General features: G+C 68.2%; 13 protein-coding genes. 9 read left to right on the top strand and 4 right to left on the bottom strand.

Features of this window, described 5'->3' with window-relative positions; all coding sequences use genetic code 11:
* The first annotated feature begins 26 nt into the window (after positions 1-26).
* A complete protein-coding gene (locus tag ACLJOO_RS27710) occupies positions 27-1,259 on the top strand; it encodes an MFS transporter (protein WP_410790326.1) in 1,233 nt (410 codons plus the stop codon).
* A gap of 12 nt (positions 1,260-1,271) precedes the next feature.
* Here the strand turns inward: ACLJOO_RS27710 and ACLJOO_RS27705 are convergent, their stop codons facing one another.
* Positions 1,272-2,021 carry a hypothetical protein gene (locus ACLJOO_RS27705; RefSeq protein WP_410790325.1) on the bottom strand — a complete coding sequence of 250 codons (750 nt, stop codon included), beginning with the start codon at positions 2,019-2,021 and terminating at the stop codon, positions 1,272-1,274.
* Between the two features lie 55 nt (positions 2,022-2,076).
* Between ACLJOO_RS27705 and ACLJOO_RS27700 the strand changes: the two genes are divergently transcribed.
* The gene (locus ACLJOO_RS27700) at positions 2,077-2,721 is read left to right on the top strand and encodes an IclR family transcriptional regulator (RefSeq protein WP_130382015.1); all 645 of its coding nucleotides are present in this window, start codon (positions 2,077-2,079) and stop codon (positions 2,719-2,721) included.
* On the opposite strand, the gene ACLJOO_RS27695 is transcribed toward ACLJOO_RS27700, so the two are convergent.
* A complete protein-coding gene (locus ACLJOO_RS27695) occupies positions 2,718-3,185 on the bottom strand; it encodes an Lrp/AsnC family transcriptional regulator (protein ID WP_410790324.1) in 468 nt (155 codons plus the stop codon). The genes ACLJOO_RS27700 and ACLJOO_RS27695 overlap by 4 nt on opposite strands.
* Positions 3,186-3,335: 150 nt before the next feature.
* Between ACLJOO_RS27695 and hppD the strand changes: the two genes are divergently transcribed.
* From hppD to ACLJOO_RS27660, 7 genes are all read left to right on the top strand, one after another.
* On the top strand, positions 3,336-4,538 hold the full coding sequence (hppD, locus tag ACLJOO_RS27690; RefSeq protein ID WP_410790323.1) for a 4-hydroxyphenylpyruvate dioxygenase: 1,203 nt from the start codon (positions 3,336-3,338) through the stop codon (positions 4,536-4,538).
* A gap of 161 nt (positions 4,539-4,699) precedes the next feature.
* Positions 4,700-5,173 carry a hypothetical protein gene (locus tag ACLJOO_RS27685; protein ID WP_410790322.1) on the top strand — a complete coding sequence of 158 codons (474 nt, stop codon included), beginning with the start codon at positions 4,700-4,702 and terminating at the stop codon, positions 5,171-5,173.
* Positions 5,174-5,268: 95 nt separating this feature from the next.
* Positions 5,269-6,645, top strand: a complete 1,377-nt coding sequence (locus ACLJOO_RS27680) for an FAD-binding oxidoreductase (protein ID WP_410790321.1) — start codon at positions 5,269-5,271, stop codon at positions 6,643-6,645.
* Between the two features lie 151 nt (positions 6,646-6,796).
* Positions 6,797-7,396, top strand: coding sequence for a hypothetical protein (locus tag ACLJOO_RS27675; RefSeq protein WP_410790320.1), 600 nt, complete (start codon positions 6,797-6,799; stop codon positions 7,394-7,396).
* Between the two features lie 48 nt (positions 7,397-7,444).
* A complete protein-coding gene (gene cseB / locus ACLJOO_RS27670; RefSeq protein ID WP_410790319.1) occupies positions 7,445-8,110 on the top strand; it encodes a two-component system response regulator CseB in 666 nt (221 codons plus the stop codon).
* The gene (locus ACLJOO_RS27665) at positions 8,111-9,355 is read left to right on the top strand and encodes an ATP-binding protein (protein WP_410790318.1); all 1,245 of its coding nucleotides are present in this window, start codon (positions 8,111-8,113) and stop codon (positions 9,353-9,355) included.
* 70 nt (positions 9,356-9,425) lie between these two features.
* Positions 9,426-9,839, top strand: a complete 414-nt coding sequence (locus ACLJOO_RS27660; RefSeq protein WP_410790317.1) for a hypothetical protein — start codon at positions 9,426-9,428, stop codon at positions 9,837-9,839.
* Positions 9,840-9,894: 55 nt separating this feature from the next.
* On the opposite strand, the gene ACLJOO_RS27655 is transcribed toward ACLJOO_RS27660, so the two are convergent.
* Together ACLJOO_RS27655 and ACLJOO_RS27650 are read right to left on the bottom strand one after the other, a co-directional pair.
* Complete coding sequence (locus ACLJOO_RS27655) at positions 9,895-10,299, bottom strand: discoidin domain-containing protein (protein ID WP_410790316.1); 405 nt, start codon at positions 10,297-10,299, stop codon at positions 9,895-9,897.
* The gene (locus tag ACLJOO_RS27650; RefSeq protein ID WP_410790315.1) at positions 10,296-13,664 is read right to left on the bottom strand and encodes an endo-alpha-N-acetylgalactosaminidase family protein; all 3,369 of its coding nucleotides are present in this window, start codon (positions 13,662-13,664) and stop codon (positions 10,296-10,298) included. The genes ACLJOO_RS27655 and ACLJOO_RS27650 overlap by 4 nt, the downstream gene beginning before the upstream one ends.
* Between the last annotated feature and the right edge of the window lies 1 nt (position 13,665).

Below are 13,665 nucleotides of genomic sequence, written 5' to 3'. Positions count from 1 at the left end.
TTCACGTTGTGACATAAGTTGTCAGGGTGCGTCTGCTCACCGACATCCGCCCGCTGCGTGAGTCCGCCGATTTTCGACGGTTGTGGGTCGGGTCGACGGTGTCGCAGCTCGGTCAGCAGATGACCGCGGTGACCGTCTCGATCCAGGTGTACGCGCTGACGCACTCGACGTTCGCGGTCGGGCTGGTCGGCCTGTGCTCGCTGGTCCCGCTGATCGTCTTCGGGCTGTACGGCGGTGCGATGGCCGACGCGATCGACCGCCGTACGCTCGCCCTCGTCTCGTCGTCAGGGCTGTGGCTGCTCTCGATGGTCCTGGTCCTGCAGTCGCACCTCGACTGGGCGCAGGTCTCGGTGCTGTACGCCGTGGTCGCCTGTCAGTCGGCGTGCTTCGCGGTCAACAACCCGGCCCGGTCCGCGATCATCCCCCGGCTGGTCCGGCCCGAACTGTTGCCGGCCGCGAACACGCTCAGCCAGGCCGCGTTCAATCTGGGCTTCACCGCCGGACCGCTGCTCGGGGCGGCGGTGATCGCCTGGCACGGGTTCGCGGCGGCGTACCTGGTCGACGTGATCACGTTCACCGCGGCGCTGTACGCGCTGTTCCGGCTGCCGCCGGTGCCTCCGACAGGCGCCGTGCGGCGGGCCGGGCTGCGCTCGGTGCTCGAGGGGTTCACGTTCCTGCGCGCCGCGCCCGCGTTGCTGGCTACGTTCCTCGCGGACATCCTCGCGATGGTGTTCGCGCAACCCCGGGCGCTGTTCCCGGCCGTGGCCGGCGCGTTCTTCGGCGGCGGCGTACGGACGGTCGGTCTCCTCCAGGCCGCGCCGGCGATCGGGGCGCTGATCGGGGTGATCTTCTCCGGCTGGGTGACCCGGGTACGCCGTCAGGGTGTGGCGATCGTGCTTGCGATCACGGCGTACGCCGCTGCCGTCGGGCTGTTCGGGCTGTCCCGGACGATCTGGCTGGGCGTCGCGCTGCTCGCGCTGTCCGGGGCGGCCGACATGGTGAGTTCGGCGTACCGGAACACGGTGCTGCAGTCCGCGGCGCCGGACGCGATGCGCGGCCGGCTGCAGGGGGTGTTCATCGTGGTCGTTGCCGGTGGCCCGCGGCTCGGTGACTTCGTCGCCGGGACGACGGCGTCGCTGACCACCCCGACGGTCGCGCTGCTCGGCGGCGCCGCGGTCTGTGTCACCGGTTTGCTGATCCTGCTGGCGCGGAACCGGCCGTTCCGGGTCTACGACTCGCAGACGCGGGCGCTCAGCTGATTTCTGGGAGGACTAGCCGCCGGTCGCGAGCTTCTTCAGGACGGTGAACCAGGAGTCCATGTCCGGGTTGATCTCGGTCATCGGCTTGTCCCCGACCGTGACGATCTTGCGGTCGCCGAGCGGCTTCTTCAGCTTGATCGGGGTCATCGACATGTTGCTGTCCTCGGGGCACGGCACGTCGACGTCGATGGTCACCATGATCTTGTCCTCGAGCTGCTCGACCCGGAGGTCCGAGGCGCACTTGCCGACGGTGCCGATCACCAGATCCGCCTCGTCGTACTTGGGCGCGTTCTGGATCCACTTCAGGTACTTCGGCTTCTTCCCCTTGACCAGCTGGTAGTACTGCGCCGGCTGCGGGTTGTCCTCGGTGCTCGAACCGCTGCCGTCGCCGATGAACGTGCCGTAGATCATGTCGATGCACGGATCCTTGGCGTCCGGGCCGTCGATCGCCCCGAACGCGCGGGCGGCCTTGTAGCAGCCGACGGCCTCGCGGTTCAACGAGATGTTGAAGCCGATCAGCGCGACCGCGCCGACGACCATCGCGATCGCCAGCGTCCGGCGGGACTTCAGCTGCTGCGGGCCGAGGATTCCGGCCGCCCGGCGGGCCTCCTCGGGGGTCGCATCGGCCGGCACCGAGGTGGTGCGGAACATCGCCGTGATCGAGCTCGTCCACTGCGGATTGATGATGGTCGGAACGGCATAGACCAGGATCAGGACGACGATCACGACGATAGCTGGGAGCAGCGACCAGTAATTTCGCACGGCAGCAAGATACGGGCCCATCGGGCCGCGCACGAATAGCGGATACTCTTGCTAGGTGCCAGCCGAGACCTCGCAGACGCTCGACCGGGGGCTGACCGTCCTCGAATTGCTGGCGGACGCCCCGGACGGGCTGTCCATCACCGAGCTGGCCGCGGCGCTCGGCGTCAGCCGGACGGTTGTCTACCGCCTGGTGAACACGCTCGAACTGCACCGGCTCGTACGTCGTGACAGCGAGGGGCGGGCCCGGCTCGGACTCGCTGTACTGCACTACAGCCGTCGCGTGCAGCCGACGCTGCGGGACGCCGCGCTCCCGGTCCTGCGTTCACTCGCCGAGGACACCGGCGCCACGGCGCATCTCACGGTCGCGGACGGTGAGGAGGCGCTCGCGATCGCGGTCGTCGAGCCGAGCTGGACCGATTACCACGTCTCCTACCGGATGGGCTCGCGGCACTCGCTCGACCAGGGCGCCGCCGGCAAGGCGATCCTGGCCGGCCGCCGCAAACCAGACCCCGCCGGCCGCCCCTTCGTCGTCACCTCCGGCGAGCTCCAGGCCGGCGCCCAAGGCGTGTCCTCCCCCGTCCTGGGAGTCCCCGGCGTCGAGGCCTCCATCGGCGTAGTAGTCCTCGGCAAACTCGACCGAGACTTCGTAGGCCCCCGAGTAGCCCGAGCCGCAGTAGAAGTAGCCAAACGCCTCGCCTAGGTGGTGGCTGCTTCTACCAGTGGGAGTACTCGGTGGGGGATTTGTTCGGCGAGTGCGATGACGGTGGAGGCTCTTTGGATGCCTCGGACGATGACTACCTGGTCGATGACGCGTTGGAGGTCGGCGTTCGAGCGGGCGACTATGCGGCACCAGAGGTCCTCGGCGCCGGTGATCGTGTGCACCTCGAGGACTTCGGGGATGCGGGCGAGCGCCTCGGCGACCGTGGTGTGACCTGAGCCCTGCTCGATCTGCAGCGTCGCGAACGCCGTCACCGGATAGCCGATCGCGCTCGTGTCGATATCCGGCCCCCACCCGCGCACAACGCCGTCGCGCTGCAGCCGGTCGAGCCGCGCCTGCACGGTCCCGCGCGCGACCCCCAGCCGGCGTGACGCCTCCAGTACGCCGACCCGCGGCTCGGCCGCGAACAACCCCAGGATCCGGGCGTCCAGCGCATCGACCGTCATGGCCAACCTCCCGCGATGGTCAGACTGACCAAATAGTCCAGCAACATCCGCAGCATACTGCACAGCTTGCCCAGCGAAACAAGGAACTGTTGCGCAACCTGCGCCCGCCGACCAGGCTCGGCTGCACGATACCGACCCGGGAGGACCCCGATGACCAGCACCGACCTCACGCCCGCAGAGCTCGACGCCGATCTCGACCTCGACCAGCTGAAGCAGCTCGTCGGCCTGGTGCCGTACGACGAGAGCACCGACCCGTTCCCGGTCACCGCCATGGACGCGGTGGTGTTCGTGGTCGGAAACGCCACCCAGACCGCGAAGTGGTACCAGCTCGCGTTCGGGATGGACCTGGTCGCGTACTCCGGCCCCGAGACCGGCTCCAAGGACAGCAAGGCGTACGTCCTCAAGGCCGGCTCCGCCCGGTTCGTGATCTCCGGCGGTGTCAGCCCGAAGAGCACGCTGCTCGATCACCACCGCAAGCACGGTGACGGCGTGGCCGACCTCGCCCTCGAGGTCCCGGACGTCGACAAGTGCATCGCGCACGCCCGCAAGGTCGGCGCCGTCGTCCTCGAGGAGCCGAACGACGTCACCGACGAACACGGCACGGTCCGCCGTGCGGCGATCGCGGCGTACGGCGACACCCGCCACACCCTGATCGACCGCAGCAAGTACGACGGCCCGTACCTGCCCGGCTTCGTCGCGGCGACCACGAAGGTCACCCGCCCGGAGGGCCACCCGAAGCGGCTGTTCCAGGCCGTCGACCACGTGGTCGGCAACGTCGAGCTCGGCAAGATGGACGAGTGGGTTGCCTTCTACAACAAGGTGATGGGCTTCGTGAACATGGCGGAGTTCATCGGTGACGACATCGCCACCGACTACTCGGCGCTGATGAGCAAGGTCGTCGCCAACGGCAACCACCGGGTGAAGTTCCCGCTGAACGAGCCGGCGGTGGCGAAGAAGAAGTCGCAGATCGACGAGTTCCTGGAGTTCTACGACGGCGCCGGCGCGCAGCACATCGCGCTCGCGACCAACGACATCCTGCGCACCGTCGACATCATGCGGGCCAACGGCGTCGAGTTCCTCAACACCCCGGACTCCTACTACGAGGACCCCGAGCTGCGGGCCCGGATCGGCGAGGTGCGGGTGCCGATCGACGAGCTGCAGTCGCGCGGCATCCTGGTCGACCGGGACGAGGACGGCTACCTGCTGCAGATCTTCACCGCGCCGATCGGCGACCGCCCGACGGTGTTCTACGAACTGATCGAGCGGCACGGCTCACTCGGCTTCGGCAAGGGCAACTTCAAGGCCCTCTTCGAGGCCATCGAGCGCGAACAAGAGCGCCGCGGCAACCTCTAACATCCGGTTAAACGGGTAACCGATGCCCAGAACCTTGCCGGTAGCAACTGAACACGGCGTGTCGCCGTCCGATTACCGGAATGACTGTCCGGGCAGGCTCCGTTCGCGTAGTGTGCCTTCCTGAGTGTGCGTCGGGGCGTGCACTCAGGAAGGGTTTCGTCATGAAGACACTGGGCATTCTGCTCAGCACCGCCGGCCTGGCCGGCGTGGGCGCGTTCGCGTTGTCCGCCCTCCCGGCCGAGGCGGCCACAGCCGCCAGTTGCTCGGGCGCGAGGTCCATCGCATCGGCGCCGATGCTGCGTAACCACCAACCACCCAGCTGGGGTACGGTCCGGCTCGTCCGCGACAGCTGCTATCAGTACTGGGCCGAGATCACCATGGCGTCACCGCTGGTGGCCAACGCGAAGGCCAACGCCTTCCTGGTGCAGTACGGCGGCGGCAACAACGGCCGGGTGCTCAGCTGCGACAGCAGCGGCGGCAACGGCTCCGTGATCCAAGGGCAGCGCACCTGCCGCACGCCGAAGGTGAAGGCGACCGCCGGCAGCATCACGTTCGCCGCCATCGGCCGCGAGTACCACAACTACGGCGGCGGCTACGAAGAGATCTCCGAGAACGTCACCAAGCGCACGCGCTAAGAGGTTGGGGGACAGGTGGCGCCTGCTATGCGCCGCCCCGCCCGACCTCTGAACTGGGGGGCGCAGTACCGCGGAGTAGTAACTAGGCTCGCTGTATGAGTGAGGTTGTCGAGCAGTTGCGTCAGGTGCTGCCGCCCGAGGCGCTGGTGACCGATCCGGACCGGATGGAGAGCTACCGGTACGACCGGGCGATGTTCTGCCCGGCCGGGGTTCCGCTCGCTGTCGTGCTGGCCCGGGAGACGGCGCACGTGCAGGCGGCGGTGCGGGTCGCGGCCGAGGCCGGCGTACCGATCGTGCCGCAGGGCGCGCGGTCCGGCCTGTCCGGCGCCGCCAACGCGCTCGACGGCTGCATCGTCATCTCGCTCGAGAAGATGGACCGGATCCTGGCGATCGAGCCCATCGACCGGTACGTCGTCACGCAGCCGGGCGTCTACAACGCCGTCCTGTCCCGCGCGGTCGCCGAGCACGGGCTGTTCTACCCGCCGGACCCGTCCAGCTGGGAGTTCTGCTCGATCGGCGGCAACCTGTCCACGAACTCGGGCGGCCTGTGCTGCGTGAAGTACGGCGTGACCACGGACTACGTGCTCGGCCTGGAGGTCGTGCTCGCCGACGGCCGGATCCTGCGCACCGGGCGGAAGACCGTGAAGGGCGTCGCCGGGTACGACCTGGCGAAGCTGATCGTCGGCAGCGAAGGCACCCTCGGCATCATCACCGAGGCGACCCTGGCGCTCCGTCCGGCCGCCGCGAAGCCGAAGACGATGGCCGCGCTGTTCGGCTCCGGTGTCGAGGCCGGGAACGCGATCCTGGAGATCATCCGCAGCGGCGTCTCGCTGAGTCTGCTGGAGATCATGGACCGGACCACGATCCGCGCGGTCAACAAGTACAAGCGGATGGACCTGCCCGACGACGCCGCCGCGATGTTGATCGCGCAGTCCGACGCGGGCGGCGAGGCGGGCGCGGCCGATGTCGCCGCGGTCGCCAAGCTGTGCCGCGACCACGGCGCGCTGGAGTGCATCGAGGCCGAGGACGACGCCGAGGGCGAGATGCTCCTCGAGGGCCGCCGCGTCGCTCTCACCGCATTGGAGGAACTCGGTACGACGATGATCGACGACGTCGCCGTACCGCGCTCGCGGCTGGCCGAGTTCATCGGCCGACTCGAGGACCTGTCGGCGGAGCTGGACATCACGATCGGTGTCCTCGGGCACGCCGGCGACGGCAACATGCACCCGACGGTCGTCTTCGATCAGACCGATCCGGCGCAGGCCGAGCGGGCCCAGGTCGCGTTCGACCGGGTGATGGAGATCGGGCTGGAGCTCGGCGGCACGATCACCGGCGAGCACGGGGTCGGGGTCCTGAAACGCGCCTGGCTGGCGCAGGAGATCGGGCCGGTCGCCCTCGACGTGCACCGGGCGATCAAGACCGCGCTGGACCCGAAGAACCTGCTGAATCCGGGCAAGGTCGTCGCCGAATGAGGCCCGGACCGATGCTGTGACGGAACCGCAATAGAACTGTCGAGGCCACTCGACGTCCATGCCCGTCGAATGTGACGTCCGGCCGACACCATGGAAGTGAGGACGTGTACGAATTCGCGGGGGGGACTTGATGCAGGGTAGGAGGCGCCCGATGGGTCTGTGGCGCCGTACCGTGCTGCCTGCCGTCGCCGCGGTGGTCGCGACGATCACGCTCGCCGCCTGCGGAAACGGCGGAGGTCTGCGCGTGGAGGGCCCCGAATCGCCCCCTCCGACGACCCCGACGCCATCGGTCGCGTTCGGCACCGGCAGCGCCACTCCGCGCGCCGAACGGACCCCGGAAGTGGCCGTCGACCTGTACAAAGTCCGGGCCCGGCTGCTCGCCGATCGGCACCTGTCGGGCTACTCGCGGACAGTCCTTTCGAATTGCACCGTGATTTCGCGTTGCCTCAGCAGGGGTAAGACCGTTGATGTATTGCACAGCGGTACACCTCAGCAGATCGTTCTGATCCATACTCTGGAGAAGTTCGTCTTCGGTATCTTCCTGATCGCCGTCGAGCCGACCGGCCCGCGACCGATCTGGAACCTGGATGTCGAGCAACCGACCGTGAACGCCAGCCCGCAAGGGGACCTGGTGGTCGAGTCGAAGATCTTCGCGATCGACGACCCGGTCTGCTGCCCGTCGGGTCGCCGGGTCGAGGTCTACCGTTGGAACGGGCGGCAGATGATCAAGGTGAGCTCGACGGACCAGTAGGGAGACTGAAGCTCGGTGGTACCGGAAGAACCGGCAGCGCGCATTCTCATGGTTGAGGACGACGCGGTGATCCGTGAGGCGACCCAACTGACCCTCGAACGCCATGGGTACGACGTGACCACGGCCGAGGACGGCCTGGAGGCGATCGAACGATTCGAGAAGATCCACCCGGACGTCGTGATGCTGGACATCATGCTGCCCGGGCTGGACGGGATCTCGGTGTGCCGCCGGATCCGCGAGACCAGCACGGTCCCGATCGTGATGGTCTCGGCCCGCGGTGACGCGCTCGACGTCGTACTCGGCCTGGAAGCAGGCGCCGACGACTACGTGACCAAACCGTTCGACACCCAGGTGCTGGTGGCGCGGCTGCGGGCGGTGATGCGGCGCGCGGTCTCGGACCCGGAGCGTCCGGCACCGACGGCCGGCTCCGGCGTGGAGTCGTTCGGCGACCTCGAGCTGGATCGGGAGGCGCTGGAGGTACGGCGCAGCGGACAGACCGTCCAGCTGACGCCGACCGAGCTCAAGCTCCTGATCGAGTTCGCGAACAACCCCGGTGTGGTGCTGAGCCGGTCGACCTTGCTGCAACGGGTCTGGGACTACGAGTGGGGTGGCGACGGCCGGCTGGTCGACGTCCACCTGCAGCGGCTACGGACCAAGATCGGCGCCGACCGCATCGAAACCGTCCGCGGCTTCGGGTACAAACTGCGGGCCTAGATGGGACTGCGCGGCAAGCTCGGTCTCATCTTCCTGCTGGTCTCCGCGCTCGCGATCCTGGTGCTGTGCGTCGCGGTCTACACCCAGGCCCAGTCGGCCCGGCTGGACCGGACGCGCAGCTTCGCCGACGAGCGGATCCAGCTTGCGGCGCAGAGCTACGACACCAACGACGTACCGGTGTTCGGGGCGAAGGTGGACGATCCGGAGCTGCCGCCGCAGTTGCGGGACGCCGTGCTCGAAGGCAAGCGGGCCACGTTCAAGACCGGGTCACCGCACGCGAAGATGTGGGCGGCGGTCGCGGTCAAGGACGGCAAGGTGCTCTCGATCGAGCAGGACTACGAGAGCACCGACGACTCGATGAAGGCGTTGCAGCAGGCCCTGATCCTCGGCGGGATCGGCACGGTCGCGCTGGTCGCCCTGGTCAGCGTGATCCTGGCCGGCAGCCTGTCCAAACGGATCGTCGCGGTCGCGGGCACGGCCCGGCGGATCGCGGCGGGGGACCTGGACGCGTCCGCGGCCGAGGCCGTTGGCAAGGGCAAGGACGAGGTGCAGTCGCTGGCGACCGCCCTCGACACGATGGCCAGCTCGCTGCGCGGTCAGCTCGAGGCTGAGCGCCGGTTCACGGCCGACGTCGCCCATGATCTCCGCACGCCGGTGACCGGGCTGACCACCGCTGCTGAACTCCTCCCGCCGGGCCGCCCCAGCGAACTGGTCCGCGACCGGGCCAAGGTGCTGCGGCGGCTGGTCGAGGACCTCCTGGAGATCGCCCGGTTCGACTCGGGCGTCGAGCAGGCCGATCTGGAACTGGTCGGGCTCGGCGCGTTCGTCGGCTCGGCGGTCGGGCGGTTGCGGATGCAGCAGTCGCTCGCGCCGGACAGCGTGATCGTGCACCAGACCGGGCCGGACGAGACGGTGTCGACCGACTCGCGGCGGATCGAGCGGATCCTGGCGAACCTGATCGTCAACGCGTTGCGGCACGGCCGGCCGCCGGTCGAGGTGACAGTCTGCGGCCGGACCGTCGAGGTCGTTGACCACGGCAACGGTTACCCGGAGGAACTGATTGCCGAGGGCCCGCGCCGGTTCCGGTCCGGGATGGCCGAACGCGGCGCCGGGCACGGCCTCGGCCTGACCATCGCAGTCGGGCACGCCAAGGTCCTCGGCGCCGAGCTGACGTTCGGCGAGGCACCGGGCGGCGGCGCGCTCGCCCGGCTGGTGCTGCCGGCCGGACCTGAGACGGTGTTGTAACACAACCTTTCCGTCCGCCGCCGCGTCTTCTCCTCCGTAACACCAACAAAACGAGGGGAAACCAGACATCATGCGTGCACAGTTCATCCGCCGTTCCGCTGCCGTCGTCGCCGGTCTCGCACTGGCTGCCGGGGGACTCGGCATCGCCGGCGCCCTGCAGGCCAACGCCGCCACGACTCACCAGACCGTAGCGAGCACCCCGGCGGCGGCGAAGTCGATCACGATCAAGTCGGACAAGACCACCGCGAAGGCGTGGACGAAGGTCTCGTTCACCGGCAAGACCACCGGCATCGCCAAGAACACCGTCGTCCAGGTGCAGCGGCTGGAGAACGGCAAGTGGGTCAAGTTCCCGGCCACCACCAAGGTGACCAGCCGGGCGACCTACTCGGTGTGGGTGCAGAGCGGCCGGGTCGGCGTGAACAAGTTCCGCGTCGTCGCGGCGAACACCGCGTCCGCGCCGGTCTCGGTGACGATCACCAAGTAGTAAAAGCCAAGCGGCGCCACTCCCTAGGGGCGGGAGTGGCGCCGCTTTCTGCTGATTAGTGCGTGCCGTAGACGTTGAACTCGGCGGCCGATCCGAAGACCGCGCCGTTGAGCGAACTCGTGCCGACGAACTTCACGTACCGTCCGGACTTGGCGGTGAAGTCGACCCGCTGTACGGCGGTGGAGTTCGGGAACTGCCCGGTCGCAACCGGCGTACCCCAGTCCTGACCGTCCGCGCTCACATAGATCTCGTATCCCTTGAACATTCCGTTCGTGCCACTCTGCCGCGGCAGGTAGCCGAACCCGTTCACCTGGTACGTCGACCCGAGGTCGAGCGTCATGTGATGCGGGTAGCCGGCCGGCGTACTGACCTCGGACCAGGCGGAATGCCAAAGAGTGCTGGGGTTTCCGTCCAGCGCCGAGGTCGCGGCACCACCCGTGGCGACGTCCTCACTGCTCACGTCGGCCACCTTGATCCGGGACTGCGGAACGATCCCGGCGGCAGCACGGTGGCCTCCGCGCTGATCGTTGCCTGACCACCTGTCGCAGTCACCGGGTACTTGCCCTCCGGCGTACCGGCCGGGGGAGTCACGTCCCACGTCGTCGTCACACTGGTGCCTGCGGCAACGGTCGGGTGGGTGGCCGGCGTGGTCGCCGTGACGGTCCAGCCGTCCGGTGCCGTCAGGCCAAGCGTGATGTTGCCGGCGGCCACCACATCGTTGTTGGTGAACGTGGTGGTGACGGTGTTCGCTTCACCGGAGACAAGCCCGGTCAGGCCCGATACCGCGACCGAAGTGCAGTCTGCCGGCTGTGACGTCGTACCGAGATCGGTCACGGCGAAGTTGTCCATGACGAAGTCGCTCTGATCGCCGCCGTCGGTGAGCTTGCGCAGTCCGACCCAGTAGTCGCCACCGCAGCCGGCCACGAATTCCTGGTTGAACGTCGCCTTCGTCCGCTGCTCGCCGATCGGCGTCGCCTTGACCTCGACGGACGCCGGCCTGTCCACACCCTGGACCCACGCGTACTGACCGGCGCGACCGCTCTCGTAGTCGAAGCTGACCTTGTACTTGTGGCCCGGCTGGAAGTTCACCGTCCACGGCGCGGTCCGGTAGACCAGCCCTTCGTTCTCCTCGTGCGACTTGAGCGACCAGTTTCCGTCGAGTACGTCGTCGACCAGCTTCCCGTTCCAGCCCGCCTGCGTGTACGGCGCATGCTTGGGAGCGAGGACTGTCCGCGGGTCGGTGACACCACCGGCATCGCCCTTCACAAACGGTCCCCAGCCCTGGTCTACGTGCTCGAAGTCATCCACGAGCCCCGCCGCAGCCTGCGCCGTCTCCACAACCCGCACATCATCAAGCCGAACCCGCGCAGCTCCCGCACTAGCTCCGATGGCCAGGTCAGCAGTACTTCCCTTGGCAGTGAACACGACTCGCGCCCGCTGGTAGTACGCCCCGTGCTTGTCATCGGCTGCCACCATGTTCTGAGCGGTCGACCGAACGACCTGGTTGCGCACACCGTCCACTGTCAGCGTGGTCGGGCGGGACTTGCCCGGCTCGACCTCGATCCAGGCGGAGGCGCTGTACGTGCGACCGCGGGTGAGGCTCGTGAGCTGCTGCCGGATCGAGGACGCCTTCGTACCGAGTTCGGCGACGTGCTGGCCGTTCTCGAGGGTGCCGATCGTCGCGTTGCCGGTGGCGTTCCAGGCGGCGAGGTTGCCGGCGTTGAAACCGGGGTCCTTGACGTGCGAGCTCTCGCCCCAGTTCGCGGGCCGCGGCGTCGGCGCGGTGTCCGGGTAGACGACGTACGGCTGGCCGGCCTTGGCGTCGAGGCTGATGCTGCCGTTGCGGACAGGTGCGGTGGCGACCTTGACCCGGCCGGTGTCGGTCAGCTTGTAGACGGAGAAGGACCGGGTGCCGGCGAAGGCCGCGGGGACCTTCCAGGTGGTGTGGCCGCCGGCCGGGTTGTAGTGGTACAGCTTCTTGTTGTTGTCCCACGGCAGTAGGTACTTGTCGCCGTCGAGCACCTTCGCGTCGCCGACGTACACAGTCCGCTTGCCGTTCTCGACCGCGCCGCGGACGCCGCCGGTGAACGTGATGTCGCCGCTGTTCCAGTCCAGGATCTTCTGCTGCTGCAGGAACTTCGCGGGCAGGTTGCGCTGCCAGATGTTGGCGTAGAACGCGTTCCAGTCGGTCTCGCCGGTCCAGCCCTCGAACTCGACGATCGCGGTCTGGCCGAGGATCGGGTCGTTGTTCCAGACGTCCTTCTCGTGGTTGCGGACGAACCGGATGATCTGCGAGTTCAGGCCCTTGTTGGTGGCGCCGCCGTAGTCGAGGTCGTTGGCCCAGTGCGACCACAGCGACGTCCGCTCGTGCCGGTCGGCCCACTCGGTGGCGATCTGCCAGCCCTGGCCGGCGAGCTGCCGGGACAGGCCGTCGGCGAGCCAGCCCGACTGGTAGTACACGTCGATGTACAGCTCCTGCAGGTTCTTGTCCGTCTCGTCGCGGAGCTGCTGGAACCGCTTGACGATGTTGCCGGAGGCAAGATCCGGGCGCTGCTTGATGTAGTAGCTCTGGTTCAGCCAGTTCCAGCCCTTGGCGTTCTTGTCCACCAGGTCCTCGCTGAAGGCGTTCGCCTCCGGGTAGGACTCGGTCGCGTTGACGTGGACACCGAACGCCGCGTTCCAGGACTTGCCCTGCTTGAGCAGCGTGTTCAGGTCGGTCAGGCCGCCGGCGCGGGTGTTGTAGTTGCCGCCGTAGTCCGGGTGGGCGGAGTCGTGGCCTTCAGCGCCGTACCCCTTGAGGACCGCCATCTGACCGAGGCCGTCGGTGGCCAGCGAGATCCGCTTGACGTCGTCGAGCGTGCGCAGGAACGGGTGCGTGGCCTGGCTGGCGAAGTTGAACGGGATGTGCGTGATCACCCGGTTCTTGACCTGGTCGCCGCCGTTCGGCTCGGTCATGATCGAGCGGAACGCGATCGCGCCGTCCTCCCAGTCGACCGTCCGGTCGTGGTTCGCGTCGGGGGTGACGACGACCTTCGCCCAGGGGAGGGGGTCGGGGAGGGGCAGAAGATTAGGGTACGGCGACGTGTCGGCACGGTACGTCCACTGGCCGCTCCACACGCCGACGCGCGTACTGCCGTCGGCGGCCTTGCGAGCGCGGTGCCAGAACCGGGCGCCGTCGTCGACCGACTGCCCGGACGGCTTGTCGTACACCGAATTCGACTCGATACCCGCCGCGAGCCCGCTGGTGTTGACGAACGCGTACGCCGCTCCGGTCGCGGCCGTGTCGCCCGGTGTGCTCGCGGTGACCGGCGTGATCTTGTCCGCGGTCCGCGTCGAATCCGGATCCAGCGTGGTGAACGCAGTCGTCGCGCCCGCGTCGGTACTCGCCACGGAGACCAGGTCGTGGTCGGGGATGTCGATGGTGTGCACGCGGCTCGTGTCGGTGTCGCGCACCGCGTCGATCGCGAACTTCGTCACCCGGCCGGTCACGCTCAGACTCGCATCCAGTTCGACCCCGGGCAGAGCGTCGAAGGCCAGCATGTACGACGCTCTTCCGCCGTCGACTGTCGGCGATGCGGCGAGGTGCGCGGTGCGGGCCACGCCGTCGATGGTGACCGTCGAGATCGCGTCCGGCTGACCCCCGAGGGCCTGCCCGGAGGCGTTGTCGACGTACTTGATCACCCGGGGAAAGTCCGCCCCGACGGTGACCGTCAACTCGCTCGACCGCAGCGTCAGGTCGCCGGCGGCATGCGCACCTGAAGGCACGCTCAGCACACCGGCAGCCAGAGCTACAGCCAGTACTCCACACCCCACTGAACGTTTCATG

The organism is Kribbella sp. C-35 (genome assembly GCF_046549195.1).
Lineage (GTDB): Bacteria > Actinomycetota > Actinomycetes > Propionibacteriales > Kribbellaceae > Kribbella.
Note: the sequence above shows the minus strand (reverse complement) of the source record. Positions and strands in the feature narration are given on the sequence as shown.

What these genes read in the sequence shown, in the direction of transcription:
- ACLJOO_RS27695 (WP_410790324.1), bottom strand. Translation starts at nt 3,185, where the DNA reads ATGACGGTCGATGCGCTGGACGCCCGGATCCTGGGGTTGTTCGCGGCC.
- hppD (WP_410790323.1), top strand. Translation starts at nt 3,336, where the DNA reads ATGACCAGCACCGACCTCACGCCCGCAGAGCTCGACGCCGATCTCGAC.
- ACLJOO_RS27685 (WP_410790322.1), top strand. Translation starts at nt 4,700, where the DNA reads ATGAAGACACTGGGCATTCTGCTCAGCACCGCCGGCCTGGCCGGCGTG.
- ACLJOO_RS27680 (WP_410790321.1), top strand. Translation starts at nt 5,269, where the DNA reads ATGAGTGAGGTTGTCGAGCAGTTGCGTCAGGTGCTGCCGCCCGAGGCG.
- ACLJOO_RS27675 (WP_410790320.1), top strand. Translation starts at nt 6,797, where the DNA reads ATGGGTCTGTGGCGCCGTACCGTGCTGCCTGCCGTCGCCGCGGTGGTC.
- cseB (WP_410790319.1), top strand. Translation starts at nt 7,445, where the DNA reads ATGGTTGAGGACGACGCGGTGATCCGTGAGGCGACCCAACTGACCCTC.
- ACLJOO_RS27665 (WP_410790318.1), top strand. Translation starts at nt 8,111, where the DNA reads ATGGGACTGCGCGGCAAGCTCGGTCTCATCTTCCTGCTGGTCTCCGCG.
- ACLJOO_RS27660 (WP_410790317.1), top strand. Translation starts at nt 9,426, where the DNA reads ATGCGTGCACAGTTCATCCGCCGTTCCGCTGCCGTCGTCGCCGGTCTC.
- ACLJOO_RS27650 (WP_410790315.1), bottom strand. Translation starts at nt 13,664, where the DNA reads ATGAAACGTTCAGTGGGGTGTGGAGTACTGGCTGTAGCTCTGGCTGCC.